The sequence below is a fragment of the Jutongia sp. genome (assembly GCF_057878315.1).
In genome coordinates, this window is the sequence record NZ_DBLXSO010000046.1 from 1 (window position 1) to 24,452 (window position 24,452).

At 46.5% G+C, this 24,452-nt stretch carries 23 protein-coding genes; 19 read left to right on the plus strand and 4 right to left on the minus strand.

What is annotated here, in order from left to right:
• The first annotated feature begins 214 nt into the window (after positions 1-214).
• The gene (locus ACZLMD_RS10345; RefSeq protein ID WP_489495661.1) at positions 215-370 is read left to right on the plus strand and encodes a hypothetical protein; all 156 of its coding nucleotides are present in this window, start codon (positions 215-217) and stop codon (positions 368-370) included.
• 292 nt (positions 371-662) lie between these two features.
• Here the strand turns inward: ACZLMD_RS10345 and ACZLMD_RS10350 are convergent, their stop codons facing one another.
• Positions 663-1,883 (minus strand): ATP-binding protein, encoded by a 1,221-nt coding sequence (locus tag ACZLMD_RS10350; RefSeq protein ID WP_489495662.1) that lies wholly within the window; start codon positions 1,881-1,883, stop codon positions 663-665.
• A gap of 219 nt (positions 1,884-2,102) precedes the next feature.
• Between ACZLMD_RS10350 and ACZLMD_RS10355 the strand changes: the two genes are divergently transcribed.
• The 3 genes from ACZLMD_RS10355 (at position 2,103) to ACZLMD_RS10365 (ending at position 7,542) form a co-directional block, all read left to right on the plus strand.
• Positions 2,103-3,560, plus strand: a complete 1,458-nt coding sequence (locus tag ACZLMD_RS10355; protein ID WP_489495663.1) for an SEFIR domain-containing protein — start codon at positions 2,103-2,105, stop codon at positions 3,558-3,560.
• Between the two features lie 181 nt (positions 3,561-3,741).
• Positions 3,742-5,580 carry a glutamine--fructose-6-phosphate transaminase (isomerizing) gene (gene glmS / locus ACZLMD_RS10360; RefSeq protein WP_482522515.1) on the plus strand — a complete coding sequence of 613 codons (1,839 nt, stop codon included), beginning with the start codon at positions 3,742-3,744 and terminating at the stop codon, positions 5,578-5,580.
• 153 nt (positions 5,581-5,733) lie between these two features.
• Positions 5,734-7,542, plus strand: coding sequence for a S8 family peptidase (locus ACZLMD_RS10365; protein ID WP_489495664.1), 1,809 nt, complete (start codon positions 5,734-5,736; stop codon positions 7,540-7,542).
• 79 nt (positions 7,543-7,621) lie between these two features.
• On the opposite strand, the gene hemB is transcribed toward ACZLMD_RS10365, so the two are convergent.
• Together hemB and ACZLMD_RS10375 are read right to left on the minus strand one after the other, a co-directional pair.
• Entirely contained in the window at positions 7,622-8,602 is a 981-nt protein-coding gene (gene hemB / locus ACZLMD_RS10370) for a porphobilinogen synthase (protein WP_489495665.1), read from the minus strand.
• Positions 8,603-8,733: 131 nt separating this feature from the next.
• A complete protein-coding gene (locus ACZLMD_RS10375) occupies positions 8,734-9,099 on the minus strand; it encodes a metal-dependent transcriptional regulator (protein WP_487601419.1) in 366 nt (121 codons plus the stop codon).
• A 235-nt stretch (positions 9,100-9,334) separates the two neighbouring features.
• On the opposite strand from ACZLMD_RS10375, the gene ACZLMD_RS10380 reads away from it, so the two are divergent.
• The 10 genes from ACZLMD_RS10380 (at position 9,335) to ACZLMD_RS10425 (ending at position 18,294) form a co-directional block, all read left to right on the plus strand.
• Positions 9,335-9,787, plus strand: coding sequence for a transcriptional repressor (locus tag ACZLMD_RS10380; RefSeq protein WP_022306012.1), 453 nt, complete (start codon positions 9,335-9,337; stop codon positions 9,785-9,787).
• A 220-nt stretch (positions 9,788-10,007) separates the two neighbouring features.
• A complete protein-coding gene (locus ACZLMD_RS10385) occupies positions 10,008-10,847 on the plus strand; it encodes a TrmH family RNA methyltransferase (protein WP_489495666.1) in 840 nt (279 codons plus the stop codon).
• A gap of 52 nt (positions 10,848-10,899) precedes the next feature.
• A complete protein-coding gene (locus ACZLMD_RS10390) occupies positions 10,900-11,412 on the plus strand; it encodes an NfeD family protein (RefSeq protein ID WP_482522204.1) in 513 nt (170 codons plus the stop codon).
• Between the two features lie 61 nt (positions 11,413-11,473).
• Positions 11,474-12,403 carry an SPFH domain-containing protein gene (locus ACZLMD_RS10395; RefSeq protein ID WP_022306015.1) on the plus strand — a complete coding sequence of 310 codons (930 nt, stop codon included), beginning with the start codon at positions 11,474-11,476 and terminating at the stop codon, positions 12,401-12,403.
• A 112-nt stretch (positions 12,404-12,515) separates the two neighbouring features.
• Positions 12,516-13,517, plus strand: a complete 1,002-nt coding sequence (gene argF, locus ACZLMD_RS10400; protein WP_482522205.1) for an ornithine carbamoyltransferase — start codon at positions 12,516-12,518, stop codon at positions 13,515-13,517.
• An 88-nt stretch (positions 13,518-13,605) separates the two neighbouring features.
• Positions 13,606-14,607 (plus strand): biotin--[acetyl-CoA-carboxylase] ligase, encoded by a 1,002-nt coding sequence (locus ACZLMD_RS10405; protein WP_482522206.1) that lies wholly within the window; start codon positions 13,606-13,608, stop codon positions 14,605-14,607.
• Between the two features lie 70 nt (positions 14,608-14,677).
• Entirely contained in the window at positions 14,678-15,070 is a 393-nt protein-coding gene (locus ACZLMD_RS10410; RefSeq protein ID WP_482522207.1) for a DUF6145 family protein, read from the plus strand.
• A gap of 25 nt (positions 15,071-15,095) precedes the next feature.
• A complete protein-coding gene (locus ACZLMD_RS10415) occupies positions 15,096-15,866 on the plus strand; it encodes a type III pantothenate kinase (protein ID WP_022306019.1) in 771 nt (256 codons plus the stop codon).
• 11 nt (positions 15,867-15,877) lie between these two features.
• Positions 15,878-16,840: a tRNA dihydrouridine synthase DusB gene (gene dusB, locus ACZLMD_RS10420; protein ID WP_118561752.1), complete on the plus strand. Its 963-nt coding sequence runs from the start codon at positions 15,878-15,880 to the stop codon at positions 16,838-16,840.
• A gap of 146 nt (positions 16,841-16,986) precedes the next feature.
• Entirely contained in the window at positions 16,987-18,294 is a 1,308-nt protein-coding gene (locus ACZLMD_RS10425) for an O-acetylhomoserine aminocarboxypropyltransferase/cysteine synthase family protein (RefSeq protein WP_022306021.1), read from the plus strand.
• A gap of 69 nt (positions 18,295-18,363) precedes the next feature.
• Here ACZLMD_RS10425 and ACZLMD_RS10430 read toward each other — a convergent pair whose 3' ends face one another.
• Positions 18,364-18,600, minus strand: a complete 237-nt coding sequence (locus ACZLMD_RS10430) for a helix-turn-helix domain-containing protein (RefSeq protein ID WP_118561754.1) — start codon at positions 18,598-18,600, stop codon at positions 18,364-18,366.
• Between the two features lie 385 nt (positions 18,601-18,985).
• Between ACZLMD_RS10430 and ACZLMD_RS10435 the strand changes: the two genes are divergently transcribed.
• The 5 genes from ACZLMD_RS10435 (at position 18,986) to ACZLMD_RS10455 (ending at position 24,277) form a co-directional block, all read left to right on the plus strand.
• Complete coding sequence (locus ACZLMD_RS10435; RefSeq protein ID WP_482523137.1) at positions 18,986-20,428, plus strand: MATE family efflux transporter; 1,443 nt, start codon at positions 18,986-18,988, stop codon at positions 20,426-20,428.
• Positions 20,429-20,497: 69 nt separating this feature from the next.
• On the plus strand, positions 20,498-20,926 hold the full coding sequence (locus ACZLMD_RS10440) for an SseB family protein (RefSeq protein WP_022306023.1): 429 nt from the start codon (positions 20,498-20,500) through the stop codon (positions 20,924-20,926).
• 470 nt (positions 20,927-21,396) lie between these two features.
• The gene (locus ACZLMD_RS10445; RefSeq protein WP_022304852.1) at positions 21,397-21,609 is read left to right on the plus strand and encodes a FeoA family protein; all 213 of its coding nucleotides are present in this window, start codon (positions 21,397-21,399) and stop codon (positions 21,607-21,609) included.
• A gap of 50 nt (positions 21,610-21,659) precedes the next feature.
• A complete protein-coding gene (gene feoB, locus ACZLMD_RS10450) occupies positions 21,660-23,651 on the plus strand; it encodes a ferrous iron transporter B (protein WP_489495667.1) in 1,992 nt (663 codons plus the stop codon).
• Positions 23,652-23,911: 260 nt separating this feature from the next.
• A complete protein-coding gene (locus ACZLMD_RS10455) occupies positions 23,912-24,277 on the plus strand; it encodes a heavy-metal-associated domain-containing protein (protein ID WP_484107781.1) in 366 nt (121 codons plus the stop codon).
• Positions 24,278-24,452 lie beyond the last annotated feature (175 nt).

The following is a 24,452-nucleotide window of genomic DNA, read 5'->3' on the forward strand; positions in this document are numbered from 1 at the left end:
GAAAAGCATAGTGATTTATACTTATGTTGTTCAAAGAGTAGAGGGGACGTTGTAAAGGAAAGTTTCAAGAAAATGTTAGAAAAAGGCATGTACAAGGCTGATTTATTTGCAGACTTGTTATATATTGAGAGCAGATAGCTCCCTACGCTGCTCGAATAATATCACATACCTCACTGTGGTGGACAGATGGCAACGCTGATAAAGCGGCTAAGATGTGAAAACAATTAAAATTGGTAACATTGATACGACAAACGCTTTTGAAAACTTAGAAGATGCCTTTAGAATTGGATTGATATGTGGTTTGGTAGAAAGTAAAATTGGTGTTAATGTATACAAAAAAGCAGTGGAGTTAATAGGAGGGCAATCATAGAATAAGTCAACTTTAGAAATTGTGTGCACATCCTCACAGTGCTATACTTAAATCGCTATAAAAGGAAATAGGCTATCAACGATGTTCAGAACGAAATTTAGAACGGAAAGCAGCAAAAACTGTCTCAAACCCAATGAATAGCTATCTAAAATAACGGAAAAACAATTCTAGATCATAAACCTTATCATCGAAACTGAATCTATCTAGAAAGTGTTTGAGGAACAGAAGAACACTCTGCAAGAAAAGAAAGCTGTACTGAAGACTATGAGAAGACGAGATAGTATTTTTGAGTTCAGTATTCCAACAACCAGTCAATCACATTCACAACCTTTATTCCATCATAATTCCCAAGTGAAAAGCGATCCAGAGTCAGGACAACTTTCTCATAATTATCCGGGATGCTTCTCAGTGGTCTCATTTCTCTTTCAAAGGTTTCTTCAGCTGTCATATCTGCAGTTACCTGATAGTAGGTAAGTACACCTTCTTTTTGTACGACAAAGTCTACTTCTGTGGTACCATATTTTCCGATATTGATCTTGTATCCTCTTCTCATAAGCTCGAGAAATACTATGTTTTCAATAGTAAAACCAAGATCGTAACGCTTTCTTGGGAGAATGTGATTTCGAATTCCCATATCTACCATATACAGCTTATTATTGATCTTTAGGAGCTGCTTACCGACAATGTCAAAGCGCTCTACGGAATAAAATATAAACGATTCTTTTAAAGCGTCTACATAATCGCTGACGGTGTTTTGTGAAATTTTTCTTCCGGACGAGGTCAGGTAATTGGTTATGCTTTTCATGGATACGGGGCTGCCAATTACGCTCGCTAAATATCGTGCGATATTTTTTAACAATGCGATATCTGTGATTTTTCGTGTATTGCCTTCTTTTTCTTTTCTTAACTGTCGCTGCTCAATATCTTTTACAATAACTGTGTTGTAGATTCCCTCCAGGTACTGATCTACTTTCTCGTCTGTTCGGTTCATCGCTGCTACATATGGGATTCCCCCTGTTTTCATAAACTCTGCAAAGGCTTCCTCTTTTGGCAATCCGGTCTGTGCAATGTATTCACGGAATGAAAATGGTAACATTTTTATTTCCGTATAACGACCCGACAACAATGTTGCAAGTTCACTTGACAGCATATAAGCATTCGAGCCGGTGATATATATGTCTACCTGATCTTTGATGGAAAGGCTGTCAACGACTTTTTCAAACGCTGGAACTTCCTGAACCTCATCCAGAAAGATATAGGTCATCTTATCGGTACACAGCCGTTCTTTGAGATAACGATATAATTCCATATAGTCTTTTAGTGGTTCATAATCCAGATTTTCGAAATTAATGGAAATAATCTGCTCAGGTGCAACGCCTTCTGCTAATAGTTTCTGTTGATACTGTTCCAGAAGTACAGATTTTCCACAGCGGCGAATTCCGGTCACTACTTTAATCTGCTGTTCATCCTTCCATGCCCAAAGCTGATCAAGGTATTCTTTTCGTTCAACCATATCTTCATTCCTCCTTTTTCCTAATATAGCATATTATATGCGAAAAATCAAAATAGTTTCCCATTTTGGAAACTTTTTGCGATTTTCAACCATTGCAATACACTTTTTGTAATGCTATACTTTAACCAAAGTGTTGAATTTGGGAGCCGTGTGGGATCACGATCTGGGATACCACGCGGCTTTTTGAATTTACGCATACCAGGGAGGAGTGAACGCAGTATGTTAGACAGAACACCAAGGGTATTTATATCGTATTCATGGACATCGACGGAGTTTCAGCAGCGTGTCAGAGAGCTGGCGGAGAGTCTGCGTCAGGACGGCATCGATGTCAAACTGGATCTATGGGATCTGAGGGACGGACAGGACAAGTATGCTTTTATGGAGCAGTGTGTGACGGATCCGGATATCGACAAGGTTTTGATCATCTGTGACAGCGGCTATGCGGCGAAAGCGGACAGGCGGCAGGGTGGCGTCGGAGATGAAACAACGATCATATCGGCGGAGGTATATGGACACACAGCGCAAGAAAAGTTTGTGCCGGTTATTATGGAGCGGGATGAACACGGGGAGCCGTATATGCCTGCGTATCTGAAAAGCCGGATGTACCGTGATCTGTCGGGAGACCGATATCCGGAGGAATATCAGGCGCTTGTCAGAAATATTTATGAGAAGCCGTCTTACCGGAAGCCGGAGCTTGGAACAAGACCGGGCTGGCTGGATGAGGAGGAATCCAGTGAGCTGTTTTCTGTGAAGAAAGCGGGAAAGGCGGCAGCGGGCGTGAAGCAGAATCTGTTGAATCCGGTGACAGAGCGGGATTTTATTGATGTTTATCTGGAAGCGCTGAAATCCTTTTACCGGCCGCAGGTTACAGCGGAAGAGTATATGCGGGATTTTGGAGCGATGAAGGAGTACCGGGATGCGTTTCTGGATTATGTTAAGAGGATCAGCACAACGACGGAGCATATTGGGACATTTCTGGCAGATGCGTTTGAGAAAATGTACAATACCCTTAATAATGCAGAGACATTTTCCTCTGAAATAAATGGGGGAGGCAGGAGAAGCTTTGATATTTTCTGTGTGCATCTGTGGGAATTATTTATCTGCACGACGGCATATTTTCTGCAGATCGAAGCATATGAAAGTCTGAATGAGCTGCTGGTACATACTTATTTCCTGCGTATGTCTCCACATGACAGCAGGGTGAAGCCGTCCAGCTATGAAAGGCTGTGTTACCGCTCGGAGATGCTGGAGGATGTGATAAAGCCGACGCTTCCGGGCGATCTTAGCCGCAAATATACTTTGGCGGGGCATTATCTTTGCGAACAACGGGATTATCTGCCGACATTTACAGGGAAACGGATCGCGGAGGCGGATCTGTTCCTTTATCAGGTATTTCGGGGGCTTGATCTGGGCGAACTGGGACTGCAGGCGTATGTATGGTTTCCGATCTGCTATATTTATGCGGACAATAATGATTCGATCTGGAAGAAGCTGCAGTCAAGACGATTTTGTGAAAAGATCATGCCGTTATTTAGCGTGAGCACGATAGAAGCGTTAAAAGAACGTCTTTCCCGCTGCATTTCGGACAGAGAGGTACGTTACAACGGAAACTGTTGGGAAAGTGCATCGGCGATATTAGATATTGTAAAGCTTGATGAGGTGGGGCGTTTGCCGTAAGGATGAGTAAAGAAAGTGATGGCAATGTGTTTCACAGAATGGATCGGATGAGATGGGAATCTAACTTGCTATTTTCCCGTGTCAATGGTAAAATCATTGTTATATATGTGGTCAGAACCCCATATATAATGGAAAACAGAACATATTATGATGATTGTGATTAAGAAGAGGAGATTAAAATATGTGTGGTATTGTAGGTTATATCGGGAGTAAACAGGCAGCACCGATCCTGTTGGACGGTCTGTCAAAGCTTGAGTACAGAGGTTATGATTCTGCCGGCATTGCTGTGCGGGATGGTGCAGATAAGTTTAAGGTAGTTAAGGCAAAGGGACGTCTGAAAGGTCTGATCGAGAAGACCGATGAGGGGCGTGCAGTGCCCGGTACCTGTGGTATTGGTCATACGAGATGGGCAACACACGGCGAGCCGTCCGAGCTCAATGCACATCCGCATATCAGCGATGATGGCAATGTGGTTGGCGTCCACAATGGTATCATTGAGAATTATCAGGAGTTAAAGGTGAAGCTTTTGAAGAAGGGATATGAGTTTTATTCTTCTACCGATACCGAGGTGGCTGTGAAGCTGGTGGATTATTACTATAAGAAGTATGAGCATACACCGGTGGATGCGATCAATCATGCAATGGTTCGTATCCGTGGCTCTTATGCACTGGCTTTGATGTTTGCGGAGTATCCGGAGGAGGTCTATGTGGCACGCAAGGACAGTCCGATGATCATCGGTGTGTCTGAGGGCAACTGCTATGTGGCTTCGGATGTACCGGCAATCCTGAATTATACAAGAAATGTTTATTATATCGGTAATCTGGAGATCGGACGTCTTGCAGCAGGGAAGGCAACCTTCTATAATCTGGATGGCGATGAGATTGAGAAGGAACTGGTTGAGATCAAATGGGATGCAGAGGCTGCCGAGAAGGGCGGCTATGAGCATTTCATGATGAAGGAGATCCATGAGCAGCCAAAGGCAATCATGGACACGATGAATTCGAAGTTAAAGGATGGTCGGATCGATCTGTCTGATGTGGGTCTTTCTGAGGAGGATATTAAGAGTATTGCGCAGATTTATATTGTTGCGTGCGGTTCTGCGTACCATACGGGTGTTGTGACACAGTATGTGATGGAGGATCTGGCAAGAGTTCCGGTACGCGTGGAGCTGGCGTCTGAGTTCCGTTACCGTAACCCGATCCTGAATAAAGATGATCTTGTGATCGTGGTGAGCCAGTCCGGTGAGACGGCAGATACCCTTGCCGGTCTTCGGCTGGCGAAGGAGCAGGGCGTGAAGACGCTTGGTATCGTAAACGTGGTAGGTTCTTCGATCGCAAGAGAGGCGGATAATGTATTCTATACGATGGCAGGTCCGGAGATCTCGGTTGCTACCACAAAGGCATACAGTGCACAGCTGATCGCAGGATATATGCTTTCGGTTGAGTTTGCGAGAGTGCGCGGTACGATCAACGAGGAGCAGTATCAGGGCTATATTGCAGAGATGCAGACGCTTCCGGAGAAGATTGATAAGATCATTGAGGATAAGGAGCGCATCCAGTGGTTTGCTGCAAAGCAGGCAAATGCAAAGGATATTTTCTTTGTGGGTCGTGGCATTGATTATGCGATCTGTATGGAGGGAAGCTTAAAGCTCAAGGAGATCAGTTATATTCACTCTGAGGCATATGCTGCCGGAGAGTTAAAGCATGGAACGATCAGTCTGATCGAGGATGGTATCCTTGTGATCGGTTCTCTGACGCAGGATTCCCTGTATGAAAAGACGATCAGCAACATGGTAGAGTGCAAGAGCCGTGGAGCTTCTCTGATGGGGCTGACGAATTTTGGCAATTATTCGATCGAGGATACGGCGGACTTTGTTGTTTATGTTCCAAAGACAGATCCTCATTTCGCAGCAAGTCTGGCGGTTGTTCCGTTGCAGCTTCTGGGATATTATGTATCCGTGGCAAGAGGTCTGGATGTCGATAAGCCGAGAAATCTGGCAAAGAGTGTAACGGTAGAGTAGTATTACAAAGAATTATTTTGAGGGCAAAACGCTGGTTTTGCCCTTTTTCTGAAAAAACAGTAATTCTTTGTCAGAATGCGAATCACGATTCATCGCATAGGGGAGTACTGCATACAATACATAGACGATATTTTCGATGTAGGAAACCATATCATGGAAAATGATGAAAAACTGGATTCGGAATTTCGGTTTGCACTGGATCTGTCGGAGCGTGAACGGGAGCAGAGCAGTACATTGAACACGGGCTTTGATGAGGCGACGGCAACATGGCGGGTGATCGTTCGATATTATGGAGATCTGTATGAGGTGGAGCGGCAGCTTCCGGGAGTGCAGGTGATCCCGTTATATCATCAGTATGGGATCGTGCGGGTGCCACAGGAGCAGTTAGAGGCGTTGGCGGCGATTCCGCAGATACAATATATGGAGAAACCAAAGGAGGTTTACTTCTCTCTGGAAGCAGGAAGAAGTGCCTCCTGTATTAATTTAGTCCAGGGAAGGGAAGCACAGGAGGAGCAATTTGACGGAAATGTCGGAGTGGAGTCAGGAGCACCTGTGCAGGGAAGTGGTCTTACCGGAAATGGTGTGATCGTCGGTATTGCGGATTCGGGTATTGATCTGACACATCCGGCGTTTCGAAGAAGTGACGGCAGTACAAGGATTTTAAAGCTGTGGGATCAGACCGTCCAGCCGGAGGCAGGGACGGATCAGAGAGCACCGGAGCACTACCGGCATGGTGTGGAGTGGAACCGGGAGCAGATCAATGCAGCCTTACAGGGGTCGCAGGAATATGGCAGGCTTCCGGGTGATACCGGCTCGGCGCACGGAACTGCGGTGGCTGGTGTGGCGGCGGGCAACGGCTCCGGTTCGGCAGGACGGCGTTACCGGGGAATTGCGGTGGACAGTCCGATCATTTTCGTAAAGCTGGCATCGGGCGGGGAAGGCTTTTCCAGGACCACGGAGGTGATGGAGGCACTTGATTATATTGTGCGGGAAGCGCAGAAGGCGGATATGCCGGCAGCCATAAATTTAAGCTATGGCAACAACAATGGCGCGCATGACGGGAACAGTTTGTTTGAGGGCTATATCACACAGCTTGCCGGGGTATGGAAAAATGTTATATCTATTGCATCGGGCAATGAGGGGGATTCCAGACATCATGCCAGAGTGAAGCTTGCAAGCGAACCGCAGCGGGTACAGTTTGTGATCGGTCCGGGGGAGAGCAGCCTGAGTCTGCAGTTATGGAAACAGTATACGGATGACTTCTCAATCTTTCTGGAATCTCCGGATGGAAGCCGGGTGCTGGTGGAGGATACAAGAGAAGTCAGAAGATATGAACTGCAGAATGCGTCGGTTTATGTGTATTATGGCGAGCCGACGCCGGCGCAGATCAAGCAGGAGATATATCTGGAGTGGATTCTGCCGGAGAATACAGCAGGCAGTCTGCCGGAAGGAATCTGGGGTTTATGGCTGATCCCGGAAAAAATTGTTGGAGGGATGGTTGATCTATGGCTTCCGTCCACAGAGCGGATCGGGTTTTCCACCGGATTTCCGGAGCCGGAGCCGGATACGACGTTGACGATTCCATCCACGGCGGACGGAATTATTGCGGTGGGAGCGTATGATGTGGCAAGGGATGCGGTGGCTTCCTTTTCGGGAAGGGGGGATACCGCGGATGGGCGAAAGGCACCAACGCTTGTGGCACCGGGAGTTGGTGTTGTGACGGCGGCACCGGGAGGTGGCTATACAGTACGAACCGGAACCTCGATCGCCGTACCGTTTGTAACCGGATCGGCGGCACTTATGATGGAATGGGGAATTGTGCAGGGAAATGATCCGTATCTGTACGGAGAGAAGGTGAAAGCGTATCTGATCAAAGGGGCAAGAAGGCTTCCGGGGCAGGAAAAGGTTCCCGACAAAAAGGCAGGCTGGGGAGCATTATGCTTATCCGACAGCCTGCCTTAGGTGCGAATTTGTGATTTAATCATTCCAAAATCCAGATGCTTCGCATCTGTCGCGCGTTGCGCTTTAAGAATTTGTGACTTTATAAGCGTCCGTCCCTGATGAAGCCGGCGAGTTCCTGCGCGAAATAGGTAAGATATATATCGGCACCTGCGCGCTTTGCCGCAATCGCGGTTTCACAGATGATCGCATCCTCGTCGATCAGTCCGAGACTGGCGGCACCTTTGATCATTGCATATTCGCCGCTGACGCTGTAGGCGGCCATCGGAACATTTGTCCGGTCTTTGATCTCGCGGATCAGATCGCCGTAGATCATTGCCGGTTTGACCATAATGATATCGGCACCCTCATCAATATCGGCAAGAGCTTCCTTCATGGCTTCGCGGCGGTTGTGGAAGTCCATCTGATAAGTGCGGCGGTTGCCAAACTGTGGTGCAGAATCTGCGGCATCACGGAATGGACCGTAATAGGCAGATGCAAATTTGACGGCGTAGGACATGATCGGTGTATTGACGTGACCGTGCTCATCGAGACACTGACGGATCGCAGCAATTCTGCCGTCCATCATATCGGAAGGGGCAACCATATCGGCACCTGCCTCCACCTGGGAAAGCGCGATCTTCGCCAGATAGGAGAGTGTGGCGTCATTGTCCACATCATGGTCATGGATAATACCGCAGTGACCGTGAGAGGTGTATTCACACATGCAGACATCGCCGATCAGATACATTTCCGGATAATGCTTTTTGGCTTCGCGGAAGGCTCTTTGGACAATGCCGTTGTCGTCATATGCCTGGCTGCCGGTCTCATCCTTATGCTCCGGAATGCCAAAGAGCATGATCTTATTGACTCCGGCATCAAGTAACTGCTCCAGCTTCTCGCCCATGCGGTCGACGGTATAACGGTTCTGACCGTACATGGATGGGATTTCCTCGACCCGATTCTGACCATCCATAACAAACATCGGATAGATAAGCTCAGAGCAGTTCATATGTGTTTCCTGTACCATCCGGCGAAGACGTTCGTCAGTGCGCAGTCTTCTGCCTCTCATAAATTCTGTCATAATTATTCAGACTTCCTTTCTAATACTTGTGTTTTGAATCCATAAAAAAGGGCAAAACCAGCGTTTTGCCCTTGATTTCCTCCTCGTTACGAGCATTTTCCTATGCCATAACAAAAGGAAAGCATGCTTCCCTATGTGTGGAAAACATGCTTTTTCAGTGCCTCAAAGCTTTCTTTGCTGATAACGTGTTCCATGCGGCACGCATCCTCTGTGGCGATCTCCTTCGGGACACCAAGCTTTACAAGCCAGCTTGATATCAGTTGATGTCTCTCATAGATCATCTCAGCGATCTCGCGACCAGAGTCTGTTAAATATATGTATCCGGCATCAGTTACAGTAATATGCTGCTTCTGACGAAGATTCTTCATTGCAATGCTGACACTTGACTTCTTAAAGCCAAGCTCGGTAGCAACGTCAACAGAACGAACAACCGGCAGGCGCTTACTCAGAACTAAAATTGTTTCAAGATAGTTCTCGGCAGATTCGGTATTTGCCATAAATATACTCCTCCATACCTTTCTTATTGATTCTTATAGAGTGAATCAAATATTGTTTGAAACGAGTATAACACTTTTTATAAAAGAAAACAAGAAAATAAAGTGAAAAAAGTTCTTGACATCTAATAGATGTTAGCGTATACTAACTGCTGTAAGTGATAAATAAGTCAATATCATTTACAAGATTGAATGAAAGCGGATCTGACAGATACTTTCATTGTGGAGGTTTTGCAAAATGATGCAGAAGGATTTGATTATTCAAAAGTTAAGAGAACAGGGCTGTCGTATTACGAAGCAGCGTTTGATGATTTTGGATATCATCCTGCAGGAGGAGTGTTCCTGCTGTAAGGAAATCTATTATAAGGCGTCAAAGCTGGACAGCAGAATTGGTTCCGCAACCGTGTACCGTATGATCAACACATTGGAGGAGATCGGAGCCATCAGCAGAAAGAATATGTATAAGGTTTCCTGTTCCATGGACTGCGCAGCAGATTGTGGTCACGCATGTACAATTGAACTGGAGGACGGCTCAAAGCTTCAGTTTTCCGAGCAGAAGATGAGTCAGATCATTCAGTCAGGACTGGCTGCCTGTGGGTATGCCGTAGAACACAGCGTAAAGGGCTTTACGAAGGGGGCTGTATGTCACCATGATGAGCTGACGCTGAAGGAAAGCGCAGGTCTTTCATAGACACTGCCGTTGATAAGCTTACAAGAACATATAACATATGCCAAGGGGCAGAGAAATTGTATGATTTCTCTGCCCCCTCCTTTTGCCCTTTTTGTGTGAATGGACTTTTGGGTTTATAACCATTATAATAAGATAGATCAGTTATGATCTGTACCGGAAATGGGACTATGTTATGCCTGCATCATAAAAATGGCAGGCAGGGAAGGAAGATAGAATTATTATGATCACTAGCGAGAATAATGCTAAGATAAAGGAACTCATAAAGCTCCAGAAGAATGCGAGACACCGCAGAAAGGAGGGACTATTTGTTGCGGAGGGGATCAAGCTAGTGCAGGAGGCTGCACAGTATGGCAAACTCAGACAGGTCCTGATCAGGGAAAGTCTGTGGCATGAACGCTGGAAGGATGCACCGGAGAGTGAGATCGCAAAGGAGTTTTGCGTTGATGGAAACCGGGTCGGTGTGGACACAGCACCGGATGCGGTGTTTGATATGGCGGCAGATACGGTGACTCCGCAGGGAATTTTGGGAATGGTGGATATGCCTGCGTATTCCCTGGAGGAAATTCTTGCATTATCGTCCGGTCTTTATCTGATGCTTGACGATCTGAGAGACCCGGGAAATCTTGGGACTGTGATCCGGACGGCGGAGGCAGCTGGCGCAGCCGGAGTGATCATGAGCAGGGGCTGCGTTGATCTGTTTAATCCAAAGGTTGTCCGGGCAACGATGGGAGCAATCTTTCGTGTTCCGTTTTTATATGTAGAAAGCCTGCCTGAGACGATTGAACAGATGAAGAAGAAAAATATTTCCGTTTATGGAACGATTCTCGAGGAGAGTCAGCCTTATGATGAGCCGGATTACACGAAGCCGTCAGGAATCGTGATCGGTAACGAGGCAAACGGGATCAGTGCTCCTGTGAGGGAGAGTTTAACGGGCAGGATCCATATTCCGATGCAGGGAAGTGTGGAGTCGTTGAATGCGGCTGTGGCGGCTGCCGTGGTGATGTATGAGGCATCGAGACAGCGCAGAAAAAGGGATACGGGTCTATTGAAATTTCATTAGAAATATGCTATATTCATACAAATAGATGGAATACACCAAAGGGGGTGTTGTCATGAGCGGTTTATCAGATCTTTTGACGTATCCGTTGACGTCAATGTTTCAGTCGCTCTTTCGGACGGATGAGAATATTATGTTTTTCTGGTTGATCGCATTGGTCGCATTATTGATCATTGAGATCATTACGCTGGGACTTACAACGATATGGTTTGCGGCAGGTGCGTTTATCAGCTTTGTTGCAGCATGGCTGGGAGCACCACTTGGAGTTCAGCTTGCCGTATTTTTTATTGTCTCTTTCGTGTTGCTTATTTTTACCAGACCGGTTGTTCAGAAGCGTCTGAACAATTCGCGGGCGAGGACGAATGTCAACAGTATGATCGGGAAGGAAGGCAGAGTGATCGAGGATATCGATAACTTTAATGAGACCGGGCGCATTATTGTTGATGGGATGGAGTGGACGGCGAGAGCGTCCGACGAGCAGAGTATTAACTCTGGTCAGAAGGTGGTCATTCGGGAGATTCAGGGCGTTAAGGCGATGGTAGTGCCGGTGTCCGATATTTCGGATTGACCCGATTTTGGGACAGAGCAGCTTATAACCAATATAAAGGAAAAGGAAAGGAATCAGACAAATGGAATTAGCAATTATTGTATTACTTGTTATCATTGCCGTGATCGCAGTGTCATGTATTCACATTGTGCCACAGGCAAAGGCTTATGTAGTAGAGAGACTTGGAGGCTACCAGAGTACATGGGATGTGGGACTTCATTTTAAGGTGCCGTTTATTGACCGTATTGCCAGAAAGGTTAGCTTAAAGGAGCAGGTGCTTGATTTCCCGCCACAGCCGGTAATCACCAAGGATAATGTAACAATGCGTATTGATACGCTGATCTTTTTCCAGATCACAGATCCGAAGCTTTACACATACGGTGTAGAGAATCCGATCATGGCGATCGAGAATCTGACAGCTACCACACTTCGTAATATCATCGGTGAACTTGATCTCGACGAGACATTGACCTCCCGTGAGATCATCAATACAAAGATGCGTTCTTCTCTGGATACGGCGACAGACCCATGGGGTATCAAGGTGAACCGTGTCGAGCTTAAGAATATCATTCCGCCGCAGCCGATCCAGGAGGCAATGGAGAAGCAGATGAAGGCAGAGCGTGAGAAGCGTGAGGCAATCCTGATCGCGCAGGGTGAGAAGCAGTCAGCGATCACCGTGGCAGAGGGTCATAAGGAGTCTGCAATCCTCGAGGCAGAGGCTGAGAAGCAGGCAGCAATCCTTCATGCAGAGGCACAGAAGGAGGCAACGATCCGTGAGGCAGAGGGTCAGGCGCAGGCAATCCTGGCAGTCCAGAAAGCGAATGCGGATGGTATCCGTATGCTGAATGAAGCATGCGCATCCAAGGAAGTTATTGAGTTAAAGAGTCTGGAGGCATTTGCGAAAGCAGCAGATGGAAAGGCAACCAAGATCATTATTCCATCAGAGATCCAGGGACTTGCAGGAATGGTTAGTTCCGTGACAGAAATTGCAAAATCTTCCGGAGATAAATAATACTATTTTTTGAAGAGATGAATTTCCTGCACAGCTCCTGCTGGCAGGAAATTTTCACTTTATTGTGATTTGATTCGCAAGGATAAATAATAGAGAAAGGCAGGATATCATTATGAATCTGATTGGCAAAAATTTTCTGACATTAAAGGATTTCTCCGCAGAGGAGATTACATATCTTCTGGAGCTTTCGGCTGAGCTGAAGGACAAGAAGAAAAAGGGCATTCCGGTTAACAATTATGTTGGTAAGAACATTGCTCTGATCTTCGAAAAGACAAGTACAAGAACGAGATGCTCTTTTGAGGTAGCAGCCCATGATATGGGAATGGGTGTGACCTATCTGGATCCACAGGGCTCGCAGATCGGTAAGAAGGAGAGTATTAAGGATACAGCGCGCGTACTTGGCCGTATGTTTGATGGCATTGAGTATCGTGGCTTTGAACAGAGCATTGTTGAGGAGCTTGCCAGATATGCAGGTGTACCGGTATGGAACGGACTGACCAATGAATATCATCCGACACAGATGCTTGCAGATCTTCTGACGATTCAGGAGCATCTTGGCAGATTAAAGGGTGTGAAGCTTGTATACATGGGCGATGCCCGTTATAACATGGGTAATTCTCTGATGATCGCCTGTGCAAAGATGGGAATGCATTTCGTGGCATGTACTACAAAGGAATATTTCCCGAACGAGGAACTTGTGGCACAGTGCCGCGAGTACGCAAAGGAGTCCGGCGGTTCTGTGACGTTGACGGAGGATGTGGAGAGCGGCACCAAGGAAGCTGATGTTCTCTACACCGACGTATGGGTTTCCATGGGCGAGCCGGAGGAAGTATGGGCGGAGCGTATCAAAGCACTTTCCCCATACCAGATCAACAAGAAGGTTATGGATAATGCAGGCCCGCAGGCAATCTTTATGCATTGTCTTCCGGCATTCCACGATCTGGAGACCGGCGTTGGCAGACAGGTCTATGAGAAGTTTGGCATGAGCGAGCTTGAGGTGACAGATGAAGTATTTGAATCAGAGGCATCTGTTGTATTTGATGAGGCAGAGAATCGTATGCATACGATCAAGGCTGTTATGACAGCAACACTGGAGCCGACGGTAAAGGCATAGAGCCGGTTTGCGGTTTTGGCATCATGATGATGGATAATGCGGGGTGCCTTAACACAGCATCCGATCATAAGAAGATGGAGTGATCTTTGTGAAAAAGGAAATACTTCAAATGCTTCGAAGCGCAGGAGAGGAGTACACATCCGGTCAGGTTTTGTGCGAAAAGCTGGGCGTGTCGAGGCAGGCGATATGGAAAAATATATTACAGTTAAAGGAAGCGGGATATCAGATCGAATCCCAGCCCAAGAAAGGATACCGGCTGTTAGAATCTGCGGATCGTCTGGTTGGTGCAGATATTGAGAGCCGGTTAGCTCCGGATTGTCTGTGCCGCAGGGTGGAATGTCTGGAGACCGTGGATTCTACCAATACAAGAGCGAAGCAGCTGGCGGAGATTGGAGAGCCGGAGGGGACGCTTGTGGTCGCAGAGGAGCAGACTGCCGGAAAGGGCAGGCGGGGACGCGGCTGGGCGTCAGAGCCCGGGATCGGAATATGGATGAGTCTGATCCTCCGCCCGCAGCTTAAGCCGCAGCAGGCAGCCAGTGTGACGCTGGTGGCAGCGATGGCGGTGGCGAAAGGCATCCGGGAATGCTGTGGACTTGAGACAGGCATTAAATGGCCGAATGATGTCGTGATCAACGGCAAAAAGGTCTGCGGTATTTTGACGGAGACAAGCTCGGAACCGGATTACATTCATTATGCGGTTCCTGGGATAGGAATCAATGCGAACACGCCGGAGTTTCCGGAGGAGCTTCGGGACAAAGCAACATCGATCTATCTGGAGACCGGGAAGAAGACGGACCGCAACGCACTGATCGCAGCGGTGATGAATGCATTTTCCGATTATTACAGACGTTATCTGGAGACAGCAGATCTGTCACTGCTGAAAGATGAGTACGATGCGATGTTAGTGAATATGAACCGGGAGGTACTGATCCTGTATGGCATGGTCGAGGATGCAGATCCTGAGAAGAGTGAGAAGGGCGTGGCAAAGGGAATCGCCCCATCCGGCGCACTTTTGGTAGAGACGGAGGCTGGTCTGAAGGAGGTTTTATCCGGTGAGGTATCGGTAAGAGGCGTTTACGGATATGTGTAGCGAATAATTTGACGGTATCCGGTCAGGTGTGATGTGATAACCGTCAATAGTACAGAAAGGCATAGAAGATATGGACGATTTATTTGATGAAGATATTCTGAAGCCGGCACCGGAGGCGGATGGTATGGTGATCCTGAGTGTGGCAAATGCATATAAGAAGCAGTACTATCTGAATCCGAAGTTTGCGAAGTTGCCGGAGACGATACAGGAGGAGCTTCAGATCATGTGCGTGCTGTACACGGCAGATGTGGGAGGAATCCTGACACTCTGCTTTGATGAGGAGGGCAACCTTTTGTTTCATGTTACATCGGAGGATGATGATTATTTCTTTGATGAGATCGGAAGCGTATTGAAGATCAAGGAGATCCAGAGGGAGAAGCAGGAACTTCTGGAGGCGCTTGAGTTGTACTACAAGGCATTCTTTTTGAAAGAAGATATCAGTGAGCTGTTGAGTGAAGAATAAATAATATGCAGATGGAGGAATGGCAATGTTATTAGCTGTAGATGTAGGAAATACAAATGTAACGATTGGTGTTTTTGATGGTGCGGAGATGGTAACCCGGTTTCATTTTACGGTTCGTATTTCCAGAACCTCGGACGAATACGGAAGTACAATATGTGAGATCCTGGAGAGAAAGGGATTTTCGGCAGACTCGATTGATCAGGTGATCATTTCGTCGGTGGTGCCTAAGATCATGTATTCCTTCAGCAGTGGTATTATTAAATATCTCGGATGTCAGCCGATCATTGTAGGGGCAGGCATCAAAACCGGTATCCGAATCGAGACAGCCAACCCGAGAGAGGTTGGACCGGATCGTATTGTGGATGCGGTTGCGGCACATACCTTATATGGAGGACCGATCATCGTGGCAGACTACGGTACGGCGACGACTTACGATCTGATCACGGCCGAAGGCGCATTTCTCGGTGGTGTGATCAGTCCCGGTGTAAAGATTTCTGCCAATGCGCTCTGGAATGACACGGCGAATCTGCCGGAGATTGAGATCAAATGTCCGGAGCATGTTGTGGCAAAGGATACCATTACAGCGATGCAGGCAGGACTTTTTCTCGGTACGGTCGGACAGTCCCAGTATATCATCAATAAGATCAAGGCAGAATCCGGCTTAAAGGATATCAAGGTCGTAGCAACCGGAGGTCTCGGCAAGATGATTTCCGATTATACGGATGAGATTGATATTTATGACCGTAATCTGACCTTAAAGGGACTGCAGATCATTTTTGATAAGCAGAAGAAATAGGAGAAACAGGCATGGAAGGATTTCAGATAGGAAATGTAAGGATTCCCGGAAAGCTTGTGTTAGGACCGATGGCAGGGGTGACAGACCTGCCATTTCGTTTGTTATGTAAGGAGCAGGGGGCGGATCTTGTCTATACAGAAATGATCAGTGCCAAGGGAATCTTCTATAAGAATAAAAATACAGAGCTTCTCTGGATGACAAAGGAGCAGGAAAGACCTCTGGCATTGCAGCTGTTTGGTTCGGAGCCGGCATTGATGGCGGACATGGCGGCTCAGATTGAGGAGCGGTCGTTTGATATTCTGGACATCAACATGGGCTGTCCGGTGCCAAAGGTTGTAAATAATGGAGAGGGTTCTGCGCTTATGAAGGATCCGCAGCTTGCCGGTGAGATCGTAAAGGCGGTCAGCAGCAGGATCAGCAAGCCGGTCACGGTGAAGTTCCGCAAGGGCTTCGGGGCTGACGACTGCAATGCCGTGGAGTTTGCGAAACGCATGGAGGACTGCGGTGCGGCGGCGATCGCCGTACATGGCAGAACGAGAGAGCAGTATTATGGGGGAAAGGCGGACTGGGACATTATCCGTCAGGTGAAGGAAACGGTTGGTATTCCGGTGATCGCAAGCGGCGATATTTTCACACCGGAGGATGCGGCGGCATGTCTGGAGCAGACCGGGTGCGATGGTCTGATGCTGGCGAGAGGTGTGCGTGGCAATCCGTGGCTGTTTCATCAGATCAGAGAATATCTGGAGCATGGCACACTCGAAGCAAAACCATCCAGAGAGGAGATGGTGCAGATGATCCTGCGCCACGCCCGGATGCTGATCGAATGCAAAGGGGAGCTGATGGCAATGCGGGAAATGCGTAAGCATGTGGCATGGTACACCGCAGGATATCCGGGCTCAGCCAGCCTGCGCAGACGTGTGAATGAGATCGAGAAATACGAGGACCTGGAGCGGCTGATTATGTTTTCAAAATAAATTTGAAAAATATCCATATTCCTATTGACAAAGTAGGAATATGGATGTATGATAGGTACATCTTAATAATCATAGTAAACCGATAGGAAAACAAATATCCGCTATCGAGAGACATGGAAATGAACATAGAAAGTGAGGGCAATCGTATGAGTAAGAAAACATATTCAGAGAGAGCATTAAAATTTGAGACAAAGCAGCTTCATGTAGGTCAGGAACAGGCAGACCCGGTAACCGATGCAAGAGCAGTACCAATTTATCTGACATCTTCTTATGTTTTTCACAACAGCCAGCATGCAGCAGATCGTTTCGGTCTGAGAGATGCCGGTAACATTTACGGAAGACTGACAAATCCTACAGAGGATACGTTCGAGCAGAGAATCGCAGCACTCGAGGGTGGTGTGGCAGCTCTGGCAGTAGGAAGTGGTGCAGCAGCACTCACTTATGCATTCCAGGCAGTTGCTCATAAGGGAGATCACATCGTAGCAGCTAAGAATATTTATGGTGGTACATACAACCTTCTGGCACATACACTTCCGGATTACGGCATTGAGACTACCTTCGTAGATCCTTTTGATTATGAAGGAATTGAGGCAGCGATCAAGGAGAATACCACAGCGATCGAGATTGAGACACTTGGTAATCCGAACTCGGAGGTGGTTGATATTGAGCGTATCGCCAATATTGCACACTCTCATAACATTCCTCTGATCGTAGATAATACATTTGCAACTCCTTATCTGGTTCGTCCGATCGAGTATGGTGCAGATATTGTTATTCATTCTGCAACAAAGTTCATCGGCGGTCATGGAACAACCATCGGTGGTGTGATCGTAGACAGCGGTAACTTTGACTGGACATCCAGTGACAAGTATCCATGGCTTGTTGAGCCAAACGTATCTTATCATGGTGTAAGCTTTGCTAAGGACTGCGCACCGGCAGCATTTGTCACATATATCCGTGCCATCCTTCTTCGTGATATGGGTGCAACTCTTTCTCCGGTTCATGCATTTATTTTCCTGCAGGGTCTTGAAACATTATCTCTTCGTGTAGAGCGTCATGTCGAGAATGCGCTGAAGGTTGTTCAGTTCCTGAAGGATCAGCCGTTGGTAGAAAAGGTAAATCATCCATCTGTATCAGAGGATCCGGAGCAGCAGAAGCTTTATAAGAAGTATTTCCCGAATGGCGGTGGATCTATCTTTACCTTTGAGATCAAGGGTGATGCAAAGAAAGCACAGGATTTCATCGATCAGCTTGAGTTATTCTCTCTGCTTGCCAACGTAGCAGATGTGAAGTCTCTGGCAATCCATCCGGCTTCCACCACACACTCTGAGTGCAACGAGGCAGAGCTTTTGGATCAGGGTATTAAGCCAAATACGATCCGTCTGTCCATCGGTACGGAGCATATCGATGATATCATCGAGGATCTTTCCGAGGCATTCAAGGCAGTTCAGTAATTCAAAGCATGTGTAAAATTCTCCTATATGTTAAAAAGACGGCTGTGCACAGTAGTGTGTCACAGCCGTTTATTCGTTATATTTTGGAAAAAGTTCCTCGAAGGTAACATCCAGAAGTTCCCTGAGCAGACAGAGTTCATCCGGATAGATGTGACGTTGCCCAACTTCGATTTTTGCCAAAGCGCTGCGGGTAATATCGCAGTTGTTCAACTGGAGCCTTGCAGATAATTGTTCCTGCGTCAGTCCGCGTGATTCCCGAATTAAGCGGATTTGCCGTCCCATCCTTTTTTCGTATTCGATATTCATAGTATTCATAGTCCTTCTCATATATTTTGCGTCGGTGGATTGGAAATGCATTGTCTCAGAATGCAGTGATCCACTTAATTGAGAGCAAACCTATATTGATTTTATAAGATGTTTATGATACAATTGCACTTGTATAGGTGCAATTATGGCGCATTGTTCTGTGATTGCACGGATGATAAAAGGTTAGGGAGACTACATTTAAAAGAACTCAGACGTAATCCGGTCATTTCGGGGTGGAAGTGGAAGGTTAATAGATAAAGATCTTTTAAATGTAGTCTTTGATTTGAAGCAAAGGTCTCGGTTTGAGACTTTTTTTATTTTTAAAATCATATATTTTGCTATTGTATCCGGATGAAGCTTGTGTTATGCTTGTAAAACGTCTTTTATGAATTGCGCAGCCGGTGCAGGGGAGCGCGAGATGGCATTTGGTGAGAGAATGAGTATTTACAGGGAGATAAGAGAAATGAGAGAGCAGTCTGTATATAAAAAGGCATTGACGCTGGCGGTGCCGATGATGATCCAGAACGGTATTACAAATGCGGTCAGTCTGGTAGATAACCTGATGGTGGGAAGTCTTGGAACGGAGAGCATGACAGCGGTTTCGATCGTGGGACAGCTTATATTTGTATTTTTCTTAGCGGTGTTTGGCGGTCTGTCCGGTCCGGGAATCTACGGGGCACAATATTATGGACAGCGTAATAAGGAAGGTTTTCAGACCGTATTTCGTCTGAAGCTGTGGATCACAGCGGTGATTGTGCTGGTTGGGATGATTATTTTTATCACCAATGGAAGCCGTCTGATCGGTCTGTATCTTCATGGCTCCACACAGGGGATGGATGCAGGAAAGACATTAGAACAGGGGATGGAGTATCTTCATATTATGCTGATCGGTCTGATTCCGTTTGCGTTTACACAGATTTATGCCGGAAGCCTGCGTGAGATGGGAGAGAGTGTAAAGCCGATGATTGCAGGGATTGCTTCGGTTTTTGTGGATATTGTCTTTAATTATCTGTTGATCTATGGCAAGTTTGGCTGTCCGCGGCTGGAGGTGCGCGGAGCAGCGATCGCTACCGTGATGGCGCGTTTCGTGGAGATGTTTATTGTAGTGGGCTGGACGCATGCCAGTATCCGTAAATATGAACTTCTGCAGAAGGTTTACCGCACGGTTCGGGTTTCCTTTGCCCAGGTGAAGGGTATTTTAGTGAAGGGCTTCCCGATCTTTATGAATGAATTTTTCTGGGCGGGGGGTATGGCTGCGCTGACGCAGTGTTATTCGATGAAGGGACTGCAGGTGATCGCGGGACTCAATATTTCCAATGCGATCTGTAACCTGCTCAACGTTGTATTTGTTGCAATGGGAAATGCGGTTGGTATCATTATCGGACAGCAGCTTGGTGCATCGCGGTTCGAGGAGGCAAAGCGGGATGCCGGGAAGCTGCGTTGGTTTACGGCAGGACTGTGTCTGATATTGACGGTGATACTGGCAGCCTGTTCCCATGGATTCCCGCAGTTGTATGACACGACGGAGGATGTCCGATATCTGGGACAGTGGTTTATTATTATCACAGCGGTATTTTTTCCGGTACAGGGATTTTTAAATGTGCTTTATTTTACGCTGCGTTCCGGAGGAAAGACAGTGATCACGTTCTTATTTGACAGTGTGTTCACCTGGGTGGTCTCAGTGACATTGGCATTTGTGTTGTGCCGCTTTACTGCATTGCCGGTGCTTGCAGTTTATGCGCTGGTGCAGTCGGCAGACCTGATCAAAGTTGTGGTGGGCTATGTCCTCGTCAAAAAAGGCATATGGATCACCAATCTTGTGGTATGAAGCTTTTTCGAGCCTTTTGCCGGAGCGCATAAAAGGTTTTCAGACTTTAAATACATTGGAGGAATAACGATGAGTAATTTGAAAAAGGATGAGAAGGATCCGGGACTTTGCGGCAATGAGCGGATCGAGGCAGCGATTGCAGGGCTGCAGCAGGAGACATCACAGGAGCATCTGGCACATACGCTGACGGTGATCCGCCAGAGAATGCGAGAGGGCGGTCAGCTTATTATTGCGGTAGAGCCGCCGAACGGTGACGGAGGACTTCGGATTCAGGCAGTCCGGACCGAGGATGGAAGAAACTGGTGGACGGTATTTACCGGCTTTGATGAGGAGCTAAAGGGAAGCGACAGCGTGAAGTCTACGTTTCTGACGGATATGCGCCAGGTGTTTTCAAAGGCGGTCCGGACGGAGGAGATCGAGGGGATTATATTAAATCCGTGGAACAGAACGCTGATGTTAGATAAGACACTTCTTCGGGTGATATTGGGGGAGATGTAGCAATTACCGCCAACGAAGCTGTCGGCCGCTGCATACGCAGCTTGTTAATTGCTTATTCTATTTAGAACAGCCTGCGGGGAAGGGGAGGGATCAATAAAGTTGCTATTCACGGCAATTCCAAATAGAATGCGCAATTACCGCCAGCGAAACTGTCGGCCGCTGCATACGCAGCTTGTTAATTGCTTATTCTATTTAGAACAGCCTACACGGCGAAAGCCGGCAAACCGAACGGGATATTACATGCGAGCATGTAATCCCGCCCGATTTGCCGGCTTTTTGCCGTGAATAGTAACTTTATTGAGAAAATTTTTAAAAATTATTGACAAAGGTGTGTTTTTGTATTAGATTATTTGGTGGTTAGAGAATTCTAACCAAGGAGAGTGTAGACTGATACACAATAGATACTACTAATTTGAGGTAGGGAAGAATAAGCATAGTTATATATTACAAAGTGAAGAGAGGAATTTTTTATGAGTCTTGATCAGGCAGTTTTAGGAACAGAGTACATCATCAAGGATATTTCAACAAATGACGAAGAGATGAAATCATTTTTGTTTTCTCTGGGATGTTACAGTGGTGAGCCAATTACGGTTGTGTCTCGCAAGAAGAATAACTGTGTTGTGTCCATCAAGGATGGACGTTACAACATTGATATTGATTTAGCGAAAGCTATTTTGATATAAATAATACAATATAAAGCTATATTTCATAGTTTGATTAAGGAGGTTTCTTTATGAGAATTGCGTTAACCGGTAATCCCAATAGTGGTAAGACTACTATGTACAACGCATTAACGGGAAGAAATGAAAAAATCGGTAACTGGGCTGGTGTTACCGTAGATAAGAAAGAATATCCGGTCAAGAAAGATCACTATGATGGTTCTTTGGAGCTGATCGCAGTCGATCTTCCGGGTGCATATTCTATGTCACCATTTACCTCTGAGGAGAGTATTACAAGTGGTTATGTTAAAAATGAGCATCCGGATGCGATTATCAACATCGTTGATGCAACAAATCTGAGCCGAAGCTTATTCTTTACAACACAGCTTCTGGAGTTGGGAGTTCCGGTGGTTGTCGCATTGAATAAAAGTGATATCAACGAGAAGAAGGGTAACAAGATTGATGAGAAGGCATTGTCTGAGAAGCTTGGATGTCCTGTTATTAAGACAACATCTACAACAGACACAGGTCTGAGAGAGGTTGTTAAGAAGGCTGCTGAGCTGCAGGGCGCAGGACAGAAGCCACCGTATGTTCAGGGTGATATCAATCTCCATGATAAGAAAGAGGTTGAGGCTGCTGACCGTAAGCGTTTCGAGTTCGTCAATGCAATCGTTAAGCAGGTTGAGACACGTAAGGTTCTGACAAAGGAAAAGAATGCAGGCGATAAGATCGATGCTGTTTTGACAAATCCGGTATCAGGTATTATCATATTTGCAGCAATCATGTTCCTTGTATTCTACATTTCACAGTCAACACTTGGTACATGGCTTGCAGATATTCTTGTAGGCTGGATCGAGACATTCCAGAACTGGGTAGGCGGACTTCTTGAGAATGCAAATCCGTTCCTGTATGCACTGCTTGTTGATGGTATTATCGGTGGTGTTGGTGCCGTAGTAGGTTTCCTGCCACTCGTAATGGTTATGTACTTCCTGATCGCTCTTCTTGAGGATTGTGGCTACATGGCTCGTGCCACAGTCGTTCTTGACCCGATCTTTAAGAGAGTAGGCCTTTCCGGTAAGTCCGTTATCCCAATGATCATCGGAACCGGTTGCGGTATCCCTGCTATCATGGCATGCCGTACCATTCGTAATGAGAGAGAGCGTAGAACTACAGCAATGTTAGCAACTTTCATGCCATGTGGTGCTAAGCTTCCTGTAATCGCACTGTTTACCGGTGCATTCTTCCCACATTCAAAATGGGTAGGACCTTTAATGTATTTCGTAGGTATTATTTTGATCCTCTTAGGAGCTCTTCTGGTAAAGGCTGTTACCGGTATGAAGTACAGAAAGTCATTCTTCATCATTGAGCTTCCTGAGTATAAAGTACCAAGTCTTAAGATCGGCTGCTTATCTATGTTAAACCGTGGTAAAGCATACATCAAGAAGGCTGGTACCGTAATTCTTGTATGTAACACAGTTGTTCAGATCATGCAGTCCTTCAACTGGAAGCTGCAGGTTGTTGCAGAGGGCGCAGAGAGCACTTCAATCCTTGCAAGTATTGCAGGTCCGTTCGCAACACTGCTGATCCCTGTTGTTGGTATCGCAGCTTGGCAGCTTGCAGCAGCATCGATTACCGGTTTCATCGCAAAGGAGAACGTAGTAGGTACGCTTGCAACTGTTTATGCACTGACAAACTTTATTGATACCGATGAGCTTGCACTGACAGGCAGTGGTAATATTGTAGCAACCACTATGGGTATTACAAAGGTAGCAGCCCTTGCTTACCTGATGTTCAACCTTTATACACCACCTTGTTTTGCAGCACTTGGTGCCATGAACTCTGAGATGCAGAGTGGTAAGTGGCTGTTTGCAGGTATCTGTCTCCAGTTAGCAACCGGATTTACCGTTGGTTTCCTGGTATACCAGATTGGTACATTGATTACCACAGGCGCTCTTGGAGCAGGCTTTGTTGGCGGTCTGATCGCAGTACTTATTTTCGCAGCAATTATCGTATATCTGATCCAGAAAGCGAATAGAGCCATTGATACGGAGTATCAGTTGGATTAATGATTAGAAAGGGATGATGAGTTATGACAGGTATGCTTGCCAATGTTATTGTAATCGTACTTCTGGTGTTGATCGTGGGTTCCGCGGTTTTATACATCCGAAAAGAGAAAAAGAGGGGTGTTCATTGTATTGGATGTCCATCTGCAGGATCCTGTTCCCGCTCATGTATGTCCAATCAGAAAAAGCATGCGAAGAAATAATAATCATGCGGTAAAAGCGTGAACTCGCGGCAATCATAACAGATTAAAGGGGATGATAATTTGAATGGTCAGACACTTTTAATCGTCGTAATACTGATCATCATACTGATTCCGGCAATTGCCAGCACCTTGAAGCATATGAAGGGGGAAGGCGACTGCTGCGGAGGACCCAAGGAGAAACCGGTCAAAAAGAAGATTGATGGACCGAAGCTTCGTGAACTGGTCGTTCATATTGACGGAATGCATTGTCAGAACTGTAAGAACAGGATCGAGAAGCATCTGGACGAACTGGACGGTGTCGTGGCAAAGGTCAATCTGAATAAGAAGCAGGCTGTCGTGTCCGTTTATAGGGAAATCGATGATTCCGTAATACGGGATGTGATCGAGGGACTGGATTTCACGGTAGTCAGTATGGAACAAAAGTAAAATATAGCATTTACCCGGACAGGGTGAATATGCTACAATGAAGAGGGAAAGCGAAATGCTTTCCCTCTTTTCGATTGATGTGCGCCTAGCGGCGCACGTTTCTAACGGGTTAAAGTCCCGAATCCGCCCGGTAGTGGGAAGGATATAGCCGAAGGCAAGGGTGTCCATCGTGAGA